Below are 16,475 nucleotides of genomic sequence, written 5' to 3' on the forward strand. Positions count from 1 at the left end.
CGCTACTTGGCGTAGATCGCCTCGACCTCGTGCGCGTAGTCCTTCGCCACCACGTTCCGCTTCAGCTTCAGCGAGGGGGTCAGGTGGCCCGACTCCTCCGTGAACTGGGAGGACAGAATGCGGAACTTCCGCACCGATTCCGCCTTCGACACCGCGGCGTTGCCGTCGTCGACCGCGGCCTGGATCGCGGCCAGCAGGTCCGGGTCCTCGCACAGCGACGCCGCGGTGGAACCCGCCGGCTTGCCGTGATCCGCGCACCAACGGCCCAGGAACTCCTCGTCGATGGTGATCAGCGCGCCCACGAACGGCCGCCCGTCGCCCACCACCATGCACTCCGCGACCAGCGCGTGCGCCCGGATGCGGTCCTCGATCACGGCCGGGGCGACGTTCTTGCCGCCCGCGGTGACGATGATCTCCTTCTTGCGGCCGGTGATCCTGAGGTAGCCGTCCTCGTCGAGGGTGCCGATGTCACCGGTGTGGAACCAGCCGTCGGCCAGCGCCTCCGCGGTCGCGCCGGGGTTGTTCCAGTACTCCTTGAACAGGTGCTCGCCGTGCAGCAGCACCTCGCCGTCGTCGGCGATCCGGACCACCGAGCCGGGCAGCGGCTGGCCGACCGTGCCGATCTTCTGCCGGTCCCAGGGGTTGAACGCGGTGGCCGCGCAGGACTCGGTCAGGCCGTAGCCCTCCAGGACCGTGAAGCCGATGCCGCGGAAGAAGTGGCCCAGGCGCTCGCCCAGCGGGGCGCCGCCGGAGATGGCGTACTCGCCCCGGCCGCCGAGGACCGCCCGGAGTTTGCTGTAGACGAGCTTGTCGAACGTCTTGTGCTTGATCCGCAGGCCGAAGGACGGGCCGGAGGGGGTGTCCAGCGCCTTGCTGTAGGCGATCGCCGTGTCGGCGGCCTTGTCGAAGATCTTGCCCTTGCCGTCGGCCTGGGCCTTGGCGCGCGCCGAGTTGTAGACCTTCTCGAAGACGCGCGGCACCCCGAGGATCAGGGTCGGGCGGAATGCGGCCAGCTCGTCGGTGAGGTTCTTGATGTCCGGGACGCAGCCCAGCTTGATCGGCGCCATCATCGGCGCGATCTGTACGAGGCGCCCGAAGACGTGCGCGAGCGGCAGGAAGAGCAGCACCGAGCACTCGCCCGTGCGGAACAGCGGACGCAGCCGCTCCACGATGTTGCCGCACTCCGCGAAGAAGCTGCGGTGGGTGAGGACACAGCCCTTGGGGCGGCCGGTCGTGCCCGAGGTGTAGACGATGGTCGCCGGGTCGTCGGCCTTGGCGATCGAGCTGCGCTCCTCGACCGTCCGGTCCGTGACGTCCTGCCCGAGCCGGCCCAGCTCGTCGATGCCACCGCCCTCGATCTGCCAGACGTGCTTGAGCGCCGGCAGATGGTCGCGCACCGACTCGACGGCGGCCGTGTGACCGCCCGACTCCACGATGCACGCGGTCGCGCCGGAGTCACCGAGGATCCACTGGACCTGCTCCGGCGAACTGGTCTCGTACACCGGCACGGTCACCGCGCCCGCGCTCCAGATCGCGAAGTCCAGCAGCGTCCACTCGTAACGGGTGCGGGACATCAGTCCCACCCGGTCGCCCGGCTGGACACCGGCGGCGATCAGCCCCTTGGCGGCCGTGCGTACCTCGGCGAGGAAGGCGGTGGCCGTGACGTCCTGCCAGGTACCGCCGATCTTGCGGGCGATGACGGCGACGTCCGGGTGCTGCGCGGCGTTTCTGCGGACGATGTCGGTCAGATTGCCGTCCGCAGGGACCTCGTACAAAGCCGGAAGGCTGAACTCGCGCAAGACTGCTGCTCCTCATAGGGCGCCGGCGCCACGACGTTGTGTGATGCGACGGTCCGGTCCAAGGCTCGGGCAGGTGCTCCGGCATTCACTTGTTGAAATGCAGAGCACGACTGGACTGCCCGGACGTTACCCGCCGGTATGGCTTCTACGACAGGGGGTCCCGGCGAGATGTTCGCTGCGTCACACAGTTGGGTATTGCTTCGCGCACAGTAGTCCACTTACTAACTGACTGGCCAGTAACCGCAGGTAGGGCCGCCACTGTTCACAAGTGCAGCGCCCGACCTACCCTTGATCGCCATGGCACCCACACCAGCCGGAAACCACAGGACGCGCGTGCACGTGGTCAGCGACGTGCACGGCAACGCCCGTGACCTGGCGAGGGCCGGCGAGGGCGCCGACGCCCTGATCTGCCTGGGCGACCTCGTCCTCTTCCTCGACTACGCCGACCACTCGCGCGGCATCTTCCCGGACCTGTTCGGCGTCGAGAACGCCGACCGCATCGTCGCGCTGCGCACCGCCCGCCGCTTCCAGGAGGCGCGGGAGTTCGGTGCGCGGCTGTGGGCCGGCGTCGGCGAGGACCGGGCGTCGGTGATCGAGAAAGCCGTGCGCAAGCAGTACGCCGAGATGTTCGCCGCGTTCCCCACTCCGACGTACGCGACCTACGGCAATGTCGACATGCCGCCCCTGTGGCAGGAGTACGCCGGCCCCGGCATCACCGTCCTCGACGGCGAGCGCGTCGAGATAGGCGGCTGGGTCTTCGGCTTCGTCGGCGGCGGCCTGCGCACGCCGATGCGGACGCCGTACGAGATCAGCGACGAGGAGTACGCGGCCAAGATAGAGGCCGTCGGCGAGGTCGACGTGCTGTGCACGCACATCCCGCCCGAGGTTCCCGAACTGGTCTACGACACCGTCGCGCGCCGCTTCGAGCGCGGCAGCCGGGCCCTGCTGGACGCCATCCGCCGCACTCGCCCCCGCTACTCCCTCTTCGGACATGTGCACCAGCCGCTGGTGCGGCGGATGCGGATCGGGGCAACCGAGTGTGTGAACGTGGGGCACTTCGCGGGGACCGGGACACCCTGGGCGCTGGAATGGTGAGGACGTCCCAGGTCGGGTGAGATCGGCGGGGCCCGTGCGCGGTAGCCTTCACGCTGCACACGCTTGCGCACGACGACCTCATACCGGCCCGCATCTGGAGGAGCCACGGAGATGGCGGAACACACCAGCTCGAGCATCACCATCGAGGCGGCCCCGGCCGACGTCATGGCGGTCATCTCCGATTTCGCCCGCTACCCGGACTGGACCGGCGAGGTGAAGGAGGCCGAGGTACTCAAGACCGACGAGCAGGGCCGCGCCGAGCAGGTCCGGCTCGTCATGGACGCGGGTGCGATCAAGGACGACCAGGTCCTCGCGTACACGTGGACCGGCGAGAACGAGGTGTCCTGGACCCTCGTGAAGTCCCAGATGCTCCGCTCCCTGGACGGCACCTACCTGTTGAAGCCGGCGGGGGCGGGAGGCACGGAGGTCACCTACGCGCTGACCGTGGACGTCAAGATCCCCATGCTCGGCATGATCAAGCGCAAGGCGGAGAAGGTCATCATCGACCGGGCGCTGGCGGGTCTGAAGAAGCGGGTCGAGTCCGCCTAGCAGCCGCTGGGGTTTCTCCAGGAGCCCCCGTGCGGGCACGTCGTGGCTGGTCGCGCCCACGCGGCGGAGCCGCATGTTTGCACAGCCCCGCGCCCCTGGGGTGCCTCAGCTGCGGGCAATCGTGCCGCTAAGGGCGGCACGGGTGGGCGCAGCGGCACCCCGCTCCGCCGGGCTGCGGACCCACCCGGCCCGAGCGTCAACGCCGGGTACCGTTCACCCTCATGCGCACCATCCTGATCACCGGCCCCGGCGGCAGCGGCCGTACCACCCTCGCGGCCGCGACCGCCCTGGCCGCGGCGGCGGAGGGCACCCGCACCCTCGTCCTCGGCGCCGACCGCACCGACACCCTCGGTGCCGCTCTGGGGACCAGGACGGGCCCTGAGCCCGCCGAAGCCGCACCCCGCCTCACGGCCTGGCGTCCCGACCCCGCCCAGGACTTCCGGCGGGACCTCACCGCCCTTCAGGACCGCGCCTCCTCCGCCCTCGACCTCCTCGGCGCCTCCCGCCTCGACCCCGAGGAACTCACCCGCCTCCCCGGCGCCGAGGAACTCGCCCTCCTGCGCGCCCTGCGCGACGCCGCGCTGTCGGAGTCGTACGACCTGCTCGTCGTCGACCTGCCGCCGACCCCGCAGGCCCTCGCCCTCCTCGCCCTGCCCGAGGAGCTCCGCCGCTACCTGCGCCGCCTGCTCCCGCCCGAACGCCAGGCCGCCCGCGCCCTGCGTCCCGTACTGGGCCGGCTCGCCGGTGTCCCCATGCCCGCCGAGTGGCTGTACGAGACGGCCGCCCGCTGGGACCTGGAGCTGGCCGCCGCCGAGGCGGTCGTCGCCGACCGCGACACCGTCGTACGACTGGTCGCCGAGCCCGGCCCGGCCGGCGCCGACGCCCTCCGCGCGGCCGGCCTCGGCCTCGCCCTGCGCGGCCTGCGCACCGACGTCGTGGTCGCCAACCGCGTCCTGCCCGAGGCGTCCCCGGACACCTGGCTGGCCGGTCCGGTCGCCCAGCAGCGCAAGACGCTGGAGGAGTGGCGGGAGTCGTACGACGTCCGGACCGTCGCCCACCTCGGACGCGACCCGGTCGGCGCCGACGACCTCGCCGGCCTCGCCGTGCCAGGCGTCGACCCGGACGCCCCCGTCCCACCGGTCGAGTGGCCGGTGACCGACCGGCTCGGCGAGGACGGCGTGCTCGTCTGGCACATCCCGCTGCCCGGCGCCGTACGGGAGGAGCTGGACCTCGTCCGGCGCGGCGACGAACTCGTCGTCACGGCGGGGCCTTTCCGCCGAATCGTTCCGCTGCCCTCCGCGCTGCGCCGCTGCACCGTCGACGGGGCCGCCCTGCGCGAGGGCGAGCTGCGCGTCCGCTTCGCACCCGACCCGAAGCTGTGGCCGCGGACACGGTGAGAGGGGGTAACGTCGTAGGGACGAACCGTAGTCAGGAGTCCGTCATGAGCGAAGAGCTCCCCCCGTCCGACGCCGCCCGTGAAGAGGCCGTGGACGAGGCGCGGTCGACCGACCCCGACGCCTGGGCGACCGCGTGCGCCGAGGACCTCGAGGCGGAGAAGGACCGCCGCCGCGCCGAGTACGGCCCGCACCCGGGCTCCGCGGCCGAGGAACTGAAGAAGCTCGTCGACACCGTCGCGGACAAGCTGTCGGGGATCCAGTCCCCGCTGTTCGGTGCCGTCGCCGGGCCCGCCGCCGAGCAGGTCGTCCGCCAGGTCGTCCAGCAGGCCAAGGCCGCCGTGGAACCCGTCATCGAACGCAACCCGGACGTGTTCGACCACCTGGCCGCCGCCGGGAACGAACTGCTTGCCGCCTACCGCTCCGCCGTCGAGGCCCAGGAACGCCGCTGGGCCGGCCGCGACGACCGGATCGACCCGCGTGACCTGGACGAGCGCCATGACCGGGGCGACGACGGCGGCCCCGCGGAGCGCATCGACCTGGACTGAGCCCCCCTCCTCGGACGAACCGGGACCGGCGTGCCGCCGCCGGTCCTGCCCAGCGTGCGGACGACAGCGAACCCGACGGCATGCCTCGGGTACCGTTGGCCGTAGCGGGGCTCGACCGAAACTGAGGGATTCATGGGACTCACCATCGGCGTCGACATCGGCGGCACGAAGATCGCGGCCGGCGTGGTCGATGAGGAAGGCAACATCCTCTCGACCCACAAGGTGCCGACCCCGGGCACGCCTGAGGGCATCGTGGACGCCATCGCATCGGCGGTGGAAGGCGCACGCGTCGGGCACGACATCGTCGGCGTGGGCATCGGCGCGGCCGGATACGTGAACCGGCAGCGTTCCGAGGTCTACTTCGCGCCCAACATCCACTGGCGCAACGAGCCGCTCAAGGAGAAGGTCGAGGCCCGCGTGGGCCTCCCGGTGGTCGTCGAGAACGACGCGAACGCCGCGGCGTGGGGCGAGTACAAGTTCGGCGCCGGCAAGGGCCACCGCAACGTCATCTGCATCACGCTGGGCACCGGCCTCGGCGGCGGCATCATCATCGGCAACAAGCTGCGCCGCGGGCACTTCGGCGTGGCCGCCGAGTTCGGCCACATCCGCATGGTGCCGGACGGCCTGCTGTGCGGCTGCGGCTCACAGGGCTGCTGGGAGCAGTACGCGTCGGGCCGGGCGCTGGTGAGGTACGCCAAGCAGCGCGCCAACGCCACCCCCGAGAACGCCGAGATCCTTCTCGGCCTCGGCAACGGCACGCCCGACGGCATCGAGGGCAAGCACATCTCCATGGCCGCCCGCCAGGGCGACCGCGTGGCCGTCGACTCCTACCGCGAACTGGCCCGCTGGGTCGGCGCGGGCCTCGCCGACCTCGCCTCCCTCTTCGACCCCTCCGCCTTCATCGTCGGCGGCGGCCTGTCCGACGAGGGCGAACTGGTCCTGGGCCCGATCCGCAAGTCCTACAAGCGCTGGCTGGTCGGCGGCAACTGGCGCCCGGTCGCCGAGGTCCGCGCCGCGGAACTGGGCAACAAGGCCGGCCTGGTGGGAGCGGCGGACCTGGCGAGGGAACCCGACCCGATCATGTAACGCCTTGTTTTTGCTTTTAGGGGCGCGGGGCTGGATCGATGTGCGGCTCCGCCGCGTGGGCGCGACAAGCCACAACGAACGGTCAGTCGCGCACCATCCCCGCGCCCCGAGCCATTGGGCGTAAATTGATCACATGCCCCTGCTCCCCAACTCCCGTACCGAACGCGACGGTTCCGCGGTCATCAGGGTCCTCAGCTACAACATCCGGTCGATGCGCGACGACACCGACGCCCTGGCCCGCGTCATCAAGGCCTGCGCACCCGACCTGGTCCTGATCCAGGAAGCCCCCCGCTTCTTCCGCTGGCGCAAGAAACTCGCCCGCCTCGCCCTCGCCTCCGACCTGGTCGTCGTCACCGGGGGCGCCACCACCACAGGCCCGGCGATCCTCAGCTCGCTCCGGGCGGGCGTCGAACGCACGGAGGACGTCCTCCTGCCCCACACCCCCGGCCTGCACCGCCGCGGCTTCGCCACGGCGGTCGTCCGCTTCGCCGGCACCCGCCTCGGCGTCCTGAGCTGCCACCTGTCGCTCCAGAAGGACGAGCGCTACGACCAGGCCGGCATGCTCCTGGACCGGCTCGCCGGCATGGGTGTGGAGCACGCGATCGTCGGCGGCGACCTGAACGAGCGCCCCGACGGCCCCGCCTTCCGCCGGCTGGCCGACCCCCTGACCGACTGCCGGGCCGCGTCCCCCTGGGGCGGCGAGCACACCTGGACCCCCGCCGACCCCTACCAGCGCATCGACGCGATCTTCGCGACCAAGGGCATCGAGGTACTGGGCTGTGGGGTGCCGTCGGAGCACCCCGGAGTGACCGGCACAGACCTGAGGGCGGCCACGGACCACCTTCCGGTCCTGGCCGCCCTCAGAGTGCCGGCTTCCTAGACGACCGCGCCCCGCCCCGGGTCGTCGTCCTCCTCGTCATCCGTCCGCATCCGCATCACCAGCGTCACGAACCCGCCGACGAACCCGCCGATGCTCAGCGTGGTCAGCCACCAGGTCATCTCCCAGCCGAGCAGCACGGCGAGCAGGAGCAGCACCGGCCCGCCCAGCACGCCGAGCCAGGCGAACTTCGCGGTGGGGTCGGCGGACGGCAGCGGGGGCGGCTCCGGCGGCACGAAATGCCCCTCGTCGTCCTCGTCGAAGTCGTCCTCGGTGGGCTCGGGCGCGGTGTAGTCGCGCGGGCCGACGCCGGGTGCGAAGGAGACCGAGCCGCCCAGAGGCCTGGCAGGCTTGTCGCCGGTGCCCTTCGGCTCCGGCCCGTCCGGCTCGCCGGGCTTCCCGGCCTCCGCGGGGGCGGCGTCCCCGGCCGTGTCCACCCGGTCGTCGTTGATCGGAGACTCCAGCAGCGCCAGGTCCTCGATCGACTTGAACGGCTTGGCGCCCGGCGGGTCCGGCGGCTCGTCGCCGTACCCGGCGACGATCGCCGCCCAGGCGGCCTCCTCGTCGAACGGGACGCCCTTCTCGTCCGGCTCGCGGCCCTCGCGGTCGGAGTCGTGCTCAGCCACCTGCGGTCGTCCCTTCCTTGCCGAGACCGGGCTCGTTGCCGAGGCCGGACGCGAGCCGGCCGATGAACGCGGTGCTCTCCGCGAAGATCCGGTCCGCGTCATGGTCCAACGTGGCGACGTGGTAGCTCTGTTCCAGGAGGACCTCTTTCACGTCGGTCGACGAGATGCGGCTGAGGACGCGGGCCGAGTCGGCGGGCGGCACCACATGGTCCTGCGGGCTGCGCAGCAGCAGCACCGGCTGCGTGACCTGCGGCAACTCGCCGTCGACGATCCGGAAGAACTGCCGCAGGGAGTGCGCCGCGTGCAGCGGCACCCGGTCGTAGCCGAGCTCCCTGCTGTCCGGCTTGGCGATGTCGCTGGCGATGCCCTTCGTCGCGGGGACGAGGTGGCGGACCACCGGCAGGGCGTGCGCGGCCAGGCCGTGCACCTTGTTCGCCGGGTTGACGACCACGACACCGCTGACGGCGTCGCCGTGCTTCGCGGCCAGCCGCAGGGCCAGGGCGCCGCCCATGGACAGACCGGCCACGAACACCTGCTCGCGGCGCTCGCACAGCAGACGCAGCTCGCGGTCCACCTCCGCGTACCAGTCCTGCCAGCCGGTCATCCGCAGGTCCTCCCAGCGCGTGCCGTGCCCGGGCAGCAGCGGCAGCGAGACGGTCAGGCCGCGTGCGGCGAGATGCTCCGCCCAGGGGCGCAGCGACTGCGGTGATCCGGTGAAGCCGTGGCAGAGGAGTACGGCGATCTCCCCGCCCTCGTGGCGAAATGGCTCGGCTCCGGCAAGGACCGGCACCTTCGGCCTCCTGGTCGTGAGAAGGGACTGACACGATCACGGAATGTCACGGAACGTCATGGCAGGGGTCGCACGGCGTTCGCGGGACCTTCACCGTACGCGACGGCACTGACACCGACCAGGGCCGTCGGCGCCTTTGACAGCGCGCCGGGTTAAGGTCTGATCGACACATACAGGAGGCACTCGGTTGTTGTACGGCGCGATGAAGGTCGCTGTTGGGGGACCGCTGAAGGTCGCCTTCAGGCCATGGGTGGAGGGCCTGGAGAACGTTCCCGCCGACGGCCCCGCGATCCTGGCGAGCAACCACCTCTCCTTCTCGGACTCGTTCTTCCTGCCCGCGGTCCTGGACCGCAAGGTCACGTTCATCGCGAAGGCCGAGTACTTCACCACGCCCGGGGTGAAGGGCCGGCTGACGGCCGCCTTCTTCAAGGGAGTCGGGCAGCTTCCGGTGGACCGTTCGGGTGCGCGCGGCGCGGGTGAGGCCGCCATCAAGAGCGGCATCGAGGTGCTGGAGCGCGGCGAGCTGTTCGGTATCTACCCGGAGGGAACGCGCTCGCCCGACGGACGGCTCTACCGCGGCAAGCCGGGCGGTCTCGCGCGCGTGGCGCTCGCGACCGGTGCGCCCGTCATCCCCGTCGCCATGATCGACACGGAGAAGATCCAGCCGCCCGGGAAGGTCATGCCGAAGCTGATGCGCCCCGGCATCCGGATCGGCAAGCCCCTGGACTTCAGCCGCTACCAGGGCATGGAGCACGACCGCTTCGTGCTGCGCGCGGTGACCGACGAGGTCATGTACGAGATCATGAAGCTCTCCGGCCAGGAGTACGTCGACATGTACGCGACAGCCATGAAGCGGCAGCTCGCGGAGGCGGCGAAGGCGGAGAAGGAAGCCGAGAAGGCGGCCAGGGCCGCGCTCGTACGGGCGGAGAAGGAACAGGCGGAGAAGGAAAAGTCCGAGCGGGAAAAGTCCCAGCAGGAAAAGTCCGAGCAGGAAAAGTAGGGGCGGCGACGGACCGAGCCCTGGTCGGGGGCTTGAGCCAGGGGTGGGGGAGATGGCCAAGCGCGAGCGAGTCCTGAGGATGTCGGTCGAGCAGCCGCTGTGGCGCGCGCTGACCGCCTACCGGGTGCTCACGATGCTGTACGCGGTCGGCCTGTTCGCCACCGCCTACGAGGAGTTCACCAGGCCCTGGGTCGCCGTCGCCTACTACGCCGTGCTGGCCGTGTGGACCCTGGCCACACTGCCCCGGGTTGCGAGCGCCGCCCGCTGCACCAAGCGGTTCCTCGCCGCCGACCTCACCGTCGCCCTCACCGGCATCCTGCTCACGCCCGTCGCCGACGCGCACGAGCGGGTCCAGGCGGGCGGTCCGACGCTGCCGTCGATATGGACCGCCGGTGCCGTCCTCGCCTTCGCCGTCAAGGGCGGCTGGCGCTGGGCGGCCCTCGCCTCCGGCCTCGTGGCCGTCGCCAACCTGATCGAGCGCGGCAGCCCGGCCCGCGACACCGTCCACAACGTCATCCTGGTCTGCATCGCCTCCGTCGCCATCGGCTACGTCGTCGAGGTCGCGCGCGCCTCCGAGCGCACCCTCGCCCGCGCCCTGGAGATCGAGGCCGCGACGAGGGAGCGGGAGCGCCTCGCCCGGGACATCCACGACAGCGTGCTCCAGGTGCTGGCGATGGTGCAGCGGCGCGGCGCGGTGATCGGCGGCGAGGCGGCCGAGCTGGGCCGGATGGCCGGCGAGCAGGAGGTCGCCCTGCGCACCCTGGTCTCCGGCGGACTGGTGCCCGTCTCCCGGGTCTCGGAGGACGCCGCCGAGGGAGCCGTCGTCCGGGCCGTCGACGAGCAGCCGGAGGAGAGCGGTCCCGTCGACCTGCGCGCCCTGCTCGCGCCGTACGCCGGCGCCAAGGTCAGCTTCGCCGAGCCCGGCGCGCCCGTGCCGCTGGCGCCGGTCGCCGCCCGGGAGGTGGCCGCCGCCGTCGGGGCGGCGCTGGACAACGTCCGCAAGCACGCCGGGGAGCAGGCGCGCGCGTGGATCCTGGTCGAGGACGAGCCGGACGAGGTGATCGTCACCGTCCGGGACGACGGACCCGGCATCCCGGAGGGGCGGCTCGCCCAGGCCGAGGGCGAGGGGCGGCTCGGCGTCGCCCTGTCGATCCGCGGCCGGCTGCGCGAGCTCGGCGGAAGCGCGGAGCTGATCTCGGTGCCGGGGCAGGGCACGGAGGTCGAGTTGAAGGTACCGAAGGACGTGGCGAACGCACGGGGGAAGGCGGAGCAGCGATGACGGAGAGCACGGCGGGCCGGCGGGACCCGATCAAAATCATGGTGGTCGACGACCACCCCATGTGGCGCGACGCGGTCGCCCGTGACCTGGCGGAGTCGGGCTTCGAGGTGGTGGCCACGGCGGGCGACGGCGAGCAGGCCGTGCGCCGCGCCAAGGCCGCCGCACCCGAGGTGCTCGTGCTCGACCTGAACCTGCCCGGCAAGCCCGGCGTCCAGGTCTGCAAGGAGGTCGTCGCCGCCGACCCGTCGCTGCGCGTCCTGGTGCTGTCCGCGAGCGGGGAGCACGCCGACGTCCTGGAGGCGGTGAAGTCCGGCGCGACCGGCTATCTGCTGAAGTCGGCCTCCACGGAGGAACTCCAGGACGCGGTCCGCCGCACGGCCGTCGGCGACCCGGTCTTCACCCCCGGCCTCGCCGGGCTGGTCCTCGGCGAGTACCGCCGCCTGGCCTCCGAACCCGCCCCGGCCCCCGATACCGACGAACCGAAGGCACCCCGGCTCACCGACCGTGAGACCGAGGTGCTGCGCCTGGTCGCCAAGGGCCTGAGCTACAAGCAGATCGCCGAACGCCTGGTCATCTCCCACCGCACGGTGCAGAACCACGTCCAGAACACCCTCGGCAAGCTCCAGTTGCACAACCGCGTGGAGCTGGTCAGGTATGCGATAGAGCGCGGCCTCGACGACGAGTGAGGCGCACGTCACACTGACCTTTCGTCAGGCACCTGCGGCGAAGGGACTGTTCCATGCGCGTCGGAGTACTGACCGGAGGCGGCGACTGCCCCGGACTCAACGCCGTCATCCGGGCCATCGTCCGCAAGGGCGTGCAGGAGTACGGCTACGACTTCACCGGCTTCCGGGACGGCTGGCGAGGGCCCTTGGAAAACGACACCGTCCGTCTCGACATCCCCGCCGTGCGCGGCATCCTGCCCCGCGGCGGCACCATCCTCGGCTCCTCGCGGACCAATCCGCTGAAGGAGCGGAGCGGCATCCGCCGCATCAAGGAGAACCTCGCCGAGCTGGAGGTCGAGGCGCTCATCGTCATCGGCGGCGAGGACACGCTGGGCGTGGCCGCCCGGCTGTCCGGCGAGTACGACGTGCCCTGCGTGGGCGTTCCGAAGACGATCGACAACGACCTGTCCGCCACCGACTACACCTTCGGCTTCGACACCGCGGTCGGCATCGCCACCGAGGCCATCGACCGGCTGCACACCACCGCCGAGTCCCACATGCGGGTCCTGGTCTGCGAGGTCATGGGCCGGCACGCCGGCTGGATCGCCCTCCACTCGGGCCTGGCCGGCGGCGCGAACGTCATCCTCATCCCCGAGCAGCGCTTCGACGTCGAGCAGGTGTGCGCCTGGGTGACCTCCCGCTTCAGGGCGTCGTACGCGCCGATCGTCGTCGTCGCGGAAGGGGCCGTGCCCAAGGACGGCGACATGGTCCTCAAGGACCAGTCGCTGGACTCCTTCGGGCACGTCCGCCTGTCCGGTGTCGGCGAGTGGCTCGCCAAGGAGATCGAGAAGCGCACGGGCAAGGAGGCCCGCACGACGGTCCTGGGCCACATCCAGCGCGGCGGCACCCCCAGCCCCTTCGACCGCTGGCTCGCCACCCGCTTCGGCCTGCACGCCATCGACTGCGTCCGCGACGGCGACTTCGGCACGATGGTCGCCCTGCGCGGCACGGACATCGTCCGCGTCCCCATCGCGGACGCGACGGCCAGCCTGAAGACGGTGGACCCCAAGCTGTACGAGGAGGTCGGGGTGTTCTTCGGCTGACGGAATGTCCGGCTCGGCGGCCGACCGGGCCGCGCGGCCCGGCCGGCCCCGTGCTACACCGCGCGTGTGCCCGTGCCCCGCAGCTGCCCCACCAGGTCCCGCACGACCGCCGCGCCGTTGAGCGTGAGCACGGACTCCGGGTGGAACTGCACCCCCGCGAATCCGGGCCCCCGCAACGCGTGCACCTCCCCGTTCGCGGCGCGGCTGACCTCCACGCCGTGCGCGGCCAGCTCCTGCCCGGCCGCTTCGTCGCAGCGCGCCACGAAGCTGTTGTAGAAGCCGACCGTCTCCGGCCGCCCGAACAGGTCGATCGTCGTCTGCGCCCCCTGGTACGGCACTTCCTTCCGTACGATCTCCAGCCCCAGCTCGGCCGCGATCAGCTCGTGCCCGAGGCAGACGCCGAGCACACCGTGCGGGTGGTCACGGACGACCTCGGCGGTGAGGTTCCGCAGGATGCGCATCTTGGGGTCGGTGAGGTCCGAGGGATCACCGGGGCCCGGGCCCAGGACGACCGGGCCCTCGTGCGCGAGCACCGCCTCGCGGAGCCCGTCCTCGTCGTAGCGCCGGACGGTCACCTCCAGGCCGCCCGACCGCAGCACATGGGCGAGCATCGCCGTGAAGGTGTCCTCGCCGTCGACGACCAGGGCGTGCCCGGCGAGTTCCCCGGACGGCTTCTGCATCCGCAGCCAGAACGGCGCGAGGGAGGCCCGGCGCCCGTCGAGCGCGGCCTGTACGCGGGGATCGTCGGCCAGTCGCGGCCGTACGGCCTCCTCGCGCGGCCGTCCCGGCCGGACGCCCAGCGCCGTCAGCACACCCGCCGCCTTCGCGTGCGTCTCCGCGACCTCACCCGCCGGGTCGGATCCGCGCACCAGCGTGGCGCCCACCGGCACCCGCAGCCGGCCTCCGCCGTCGATGTCGGCGGTGCGGATGAGGATGGGGGAGTCGAGGGTCTGGGCACCGCCCGAGTCCCGGCCGAGGAGGGCCAGCGCTCCGGCGTAGTACCCGCGCCCGCCGACCTCGTGCCGCTCGATGACCCGGCAGGCGTTCTGCACCGGCGAGCCCGTGACGGTCGCCGCGAACATCGTCTCCTTCAGCACCTCCCGCACGTCCAGCGAGGACTTCCCGCGCAGCTCGTACTCCGTGTGCGCGAGGTGCGCCATCTCCTTCAGCCGCGGTCCGACGACGACCCCGCCCATGTCGCCGACGGTGCACATCATCTTGAGCTCCTCGTCGACGACCATCGACAGCTCCTCGATCTCCTTGCCGTCGGCGAGGAAGTCCAGCAGGTGCTCGGGGGTCGGCCCGCCGGCGGGGTAGCGGTACGTGCCGCTGATCGGGTTCATGACGACCGTGCCGCCGGACATCCGGACGTGCACCTCCGGGCTCGCCCCGACCAGCGTCCGGTCGCCGGTGTGCACGACGAACGTCCAGTACGACCCCCGCTCGCCCTCCAGCAGCCGCCGGAACAGCGCGAGCGCGTCGGCCCGGCCGAACCCGGGGATCTCGCCCTCGTAGGTCCGCCGGATCACGAAGTTCGCGCCCTCGCCCCGGCCGATCTCCTCCCGCAGCACGCGCCCGACGATCTCCCCGTACTCCTCGTCACCGACGTCGAAGCCGCCGCCCTCGACGCGCACGTCGTGCGCCGGGAGCTGCTCCAGGGCGTCGCTGAGCGGAACGCCGTACGACTCCTCGGGCGTCAGCACCGTCAGCGGAGTGCCGTCGTCGCGGACGTCGAAGCCGCGCTCGCGGATCTGCCGGAAGGGGACGAGCGCCAGGCCCTCGTCGGGGAGGTCGGCGAGGCGGTCGTAGGTGGTGACCGGGCCGATGAGGACCTCGATCAGGCCGTGGTCGTGGCCCGGGGTGCGGCGGCGGAGCAGGGCGAAGGGGCGGGACTCGTGCAGCAGCTGTGTCAGGTCCATGGTTCCTCCGTGGCTGTCGATCGACGGCGATCGATGTCGGTGAGGAGCGGACCTAAGGGAAACACCGAAGGCCGCCCTCGGGCGGCCTTCGCGAAGTCTGTCGTACGCGCAGTCAGTGGGCCGCCGGATGAGCGGTCCACCACCAGGTCTGGATCGAGTGCGCGAACATGGCAGGCACCTTACCTCATGTCCGAGTCGTGTACCCCGTGTCTCAATTGCTGGGCATGGGCCGGGACGCCCGACACGACCCCGTAATGTTGAGGCCGTGACCGTGAACGCTAAGACCAGCGCGAGTGCTGGCAACACCTGGCGAGACCTGCCCGCGGCGCAGCAGCCCGAGTACCCCGACACCGAGGCTCTGCGCGCAGTCGTTGCGGACCTCGAGTCGTATCCGCCGCTCGTCTTCGCGGGCGAGTGCGACCAGCTGCGCGCCCGGATGGCGGCCGTCGCCAAGGGAGAGGCGTTCCTCCTCCAGGGCGGCGACTGCGCCGAGGCCTTCGACGCGGTGTCCGCGGACCAGATCCGCAACAAGCTCAAGACGCTGCTCCAGATGGGCGCAGTGCTGACGTATGCCGCGTCCGTGCCCGTGGTGAAGGTCGGCCGGATCGCCGGCCAGTACTCCAAGCCGCGCTCCAAGCCGACCGAGACCCGCGACGGCGTGACGCTGCCGACGTACCGGGGCGACTCCGTCAACGGCTTCGACTTCACCGAAGAGGCCCGGATCCCGGACCCCGAGCGGCTGAAGCGCATGTACCACGCCTCGGCCTCCACGCTGAACCTGGTGCGCGCCTTCACCACCGGCGGCTACGCCGACCTGCGCCAGGTGCACGCCTGGAACCAGGACTTCGTGAAGTCGTCCCCGTCGGGTCAGCGCTACGAGCAGCTGGCGCGCGAGATCGACCAGGCGCTCAACTTCATGCACGCCTGCGGGGCCGACCCGGAGGAGTTCAAGACGGTCGAGTTCTACTCCTCGCACGAGGCGCTGCTGCTCGACTACGAGTCCGCCCTGACCCGGGTCGACTCGCGCACCGGGCAGCTGTACGACGTCTCCGCGCACATGGTGTGGATCGGTGAGCGCACCCGGCAGCTGGACCACGCGCACATCGAGTTCGCCTCGCGGATCCGCAACCCGATCGGCATCAAGCTGGGTCCGACGACCACGGCCGAGGACGCGCTGCAGTACGTCGAGCGCCTCGACCCGGAGCGGGAGCCGGGCCGGCTGACCTTCATCGTCCGCATGGGCGCCGACAAGGTCCGCGACAAGCTTCCGGAGCTGGTCGAGAAGGTCACCGCCTCGGGCGCCACCGTCGCCTGGGTGACCGACCCGATGCACGGCAACACCTTCGAGGCGGCCTCCGGGCACAAGACCCGCCGCTTCGACGACGTGCTCGACGAGGTCAAGGGCTTCTTCGAGGTCCACAAGGCCCTCGGCACCCACCCGGGCGGCATCCACGTGGAGCTGACCGGCGACGACGTCACCGAGTGCGTCGGCGGCGGCGACGAGATCTTCGTCGACGATCTGCACCAGCGCTACGAGACGGCCTGCGACCCGCGGCTCAACCGCAGCCAGTCGCTGGACCTGGCGTTCCTCGTGGCCGAGATGTACAGGGACCAGTAACGGGTTCGCCTGTTACCCCGACAACGACTGGGGCGCGGATCACATACGATCCGCGCCCCAGTCGACTTTTGCGTCTCCGACCCGGCGGGTAAGGTTAGGTTAGCCTCACCGATCAACGGGGTGACGG

The 16,475-nt window shown here is 71.4% G+C and carries 16 protein-coding genes; 11 read left to right on the forward strand and 5 right to left on the reverse strand.

Features of this window, described 5'->3' with window-relative positions:
- Nucleotides 1-2: 2 nt before the first annotated feature.
- Nucleotides 3-1,799 (reverse strand): AMP-dependent synthetase/ligase, encoded by a 1,797-nt coding sequence (locus QC385_RS17025; protein ID WP_279542181.1) that lies wholly within the window; start codon nucleotides 1,797-1,799, stop codon nucleotides 3-5.
- Nucleotides 1,800-2,096: 297 nt separating this feature from the next.
- Between QC385_RS17025 and QC385_RS17030 the strand changes: the two genes are divergently transcribed.
- From QC385_RS17030 to QC385_RS17055, 6 genes are all read left to right on the forward strand, one after another.
- Nucleotides 2,097-2,894, forward strand: a complete 798-nt coding sequence (locus tag QC385_RS17030; protein ID WP_279542182.1) for a metallophosphoesterase family protein — start codon at nucleotides 2,097-2,099, stop codon at nucleotides 2,892-2,894.
- Nucleotides 2,895-3,005: 111 nt separating this feature from the next.
- Nucleotides 3,006-3,443: an SRPBCC family protein gene (locus QC385_RS17035; RefSeq protein ID WP_086564878.1), complete on the forward strand. Its 438-nt coding sequence runs from the start codon at nucleotides 3,006-3,008 to the stop codon at nucleotides 3,441-3,443.
- 221 nt (nucleotides 3,444-3,664) lie between these two features.
- On the forward strand, nucleotides 3,665-4,840 hold the full coding sequence (locus tag QC385_RS17040; protein ID WP_279542183.1) for an ArsA family ATPase: 1,176 nt from the start codon (nucleotides 3,665-3,667) through the stop codon (nucleotides 4,838-4,840).
- A gap of 44 nt (nucleotides 4,841-4,884) precedes the next feature.
- Nucleotides 4,885-5,385 carry a DUF5304 domain-containing protein gene (locus QC385_RS17045; protein WP_279542184.1) on the forward strand — a complete coding sequence of 167 codons (501 nt, stop codon included), beginning with the start codon at nucleotides 4,885-4,887 and terminating at the stop codon, nucleotides 5,383-5,385.
- 132 nt (nucleotides 5,386-5,517) lie between these two features.
- On the forward strand, nucleotides 5,518-6,471 hold the full coding sequence (locus QC385_RS17050) for an ROK family glucokinase (protein ID WP_020272969.1): 954 nt from the start codon (nucleotides 5,518-5,520) through the stop codon (nucleotides 6,469-6,471).
- Nucleotides 6,472-6,604: 133 nt separating this feature from the next.
- On the forward strand, nucleotides 6,605-7,351 hold the full coding sequence (locus tag QC385_RS17055; protein ID WP_279542185.1) for an endonuclease/exonuclease/phosphatase family protein: 747 nt from the start codon (nucleotides 6,605-6,607) through the stop codon (nucleotides 7,349-7,351).
- Here QC385_RS17055 and QC385_RS17060 read toward each other — a convergent pair.
- Both QC385_RS17060 and QC385_RS17065 read right to left on the reverse strand, forming a co-directional pair.
- The gene (locus QC385_RS17060) at nucleotides 7,348-7,974 is read right to left on the reverse strand and encodes a hypothetical protein (RefSeq protein ID WP_279542186.1); all 627 of its coding nucleotides are present in this window, start codon (nucleotides 7,972-7,974) and stop codon (nucleotides 7,348-7,350) included. The two genes, QC385_RS17055 and QC385_RS17060, sit on opposite strands and share 4 nt — an antisense overlap.
- Complete coding sequence (locus QC385_RS17065; RefSeq protein WP_086845331.1) at nucleotides 7,967-8,764, reverse strand: alpha/beta hydrolase; 798 nt, start codon at nucleotides 8,762-8,764, stop codon at nucleotides 7,967-7,969. The genes QC385_RS17060 and QC385_RS17065 overlap by 8 nt, the downstream gene beginning before the upstream one ends.
- 202 nt (nucleotides 8,765-8,966) lie before the next feature.
- Here QC385_RS17065 and QC385_RS17070 point away from each other — a divergent pair, with 202 nt between their 5' ends.
- From QC385_RS17070 to QC385_RS17085, 4 genes are read left to right on the forward strand one after another with little or no spacing between them, the layout of a single operon-like run.
- The gene (locus tag QC385_RS17070) at nucleotides 8,967-9,764 is read left to right on the forward strand and encodes a lysophospholipid acyltransferase family protein (RefSeq protein WP_279542187.1); all 798 of its coding nucleotides are present in this window, start codon (nucleotides 8,967-8,969) and stop codon (nucleotides 9,762-9,764) included.
- Between the two features lie 52 nt (nucleotides 9,765-9,816).
- Complete coding sequence (gene macS, locus QC385_RS17075) at nucleotides 9,817-11,043, forward strand: MacS family sensor histidine kinase (protein ID WP_279542188.1); 1,227 nt, start codon at nucleotides 9,817-9,819, stop codon at nucleotides 11,041-11,043.
- A complete protein-coding gene (locus QC385_RS17080) occupies nucleotides 11,040-11,729 on the forward strand; it encodes a response regulator transcription factor (RefSeq protein WP_279542189.1) in 690 nt (229 codons plus the stop codon). The genes macS and QC385_RS17080 overlap by 4 nt, the downstream gene beginning before the upstream one ends.
- 53 nt (nucleotides 11,730-11,782) lie before the next feature.
- The gene (locus QC385_RS17085) at nucleotides 11,783-12,811 is read left to right on the forward strand and encodes a 6-phosphofructokinase (protein ID WP_279542190.1); all 1,029 of its coding nucleotides are present in this window, start codon (nucleotides 11,783-11,785) and stop codon (nucleotides 12,809-12,811) included.
- 53 nt (nucleotides 12,812-12,864) lie between these two features.
- Here QC385_RS17085 and QC385_RS17090 read toward each other — a convergent pair whose 3' ends face one another.
- A complete protein-coding gene (locus tag QC385_RS17090) occupies nucleotides 12,865-14,730 on the reverse strand; it encodes an anthranilate synthase family protein (protein ID WP_279542191.1) in 1,866 nt (621 codons plus the stop codon).
- A gap of 112 nt (nucleotides 14,731-14,842) precedes the next feature.
- On the reverse strand, nucleotides 14,843-14,899 hold the full coding sequence (locus QC385_RS44250; protein ID WP_082319877.1) for a trp operon leader peptide: 57 nt from the start codon (nucleotides 14,897-14,899) through the stop codon (nucleotides 14,843-14,845).
- A gap of 96 nt (nucleotides 14,900-14,995) precedes the next feature.
- Between QC385_RS44250 and QC385_RS17095 the strand changes: the two genes are divergently transcribed.
- Nucleotides 14,996-16,348: a class II 3-deoxy-7-phosphoheptulonate synthase gene (locus tag QC385_RS17095; RefSeq protein ID WP_279542192.1), complete on the forward strand. Its 1,353-nt coding sequence runs from the start codon at nucleotides 14,996-14,998 to the stop codon at nucleotides 16,346-16,348.
- Nucleotides 16,349-16,475 lie beyond the last annotated feature (127 nt).

The organism is Streptomyces sp. DH10, assembly GCF_029813805.1.
Lineage (GTDB): Bacteria > Actinomycetota > Actinomycetes > Streptomycetales > Streptomycetaceae > Streptomyces > Streptomyces coeruleofuscus.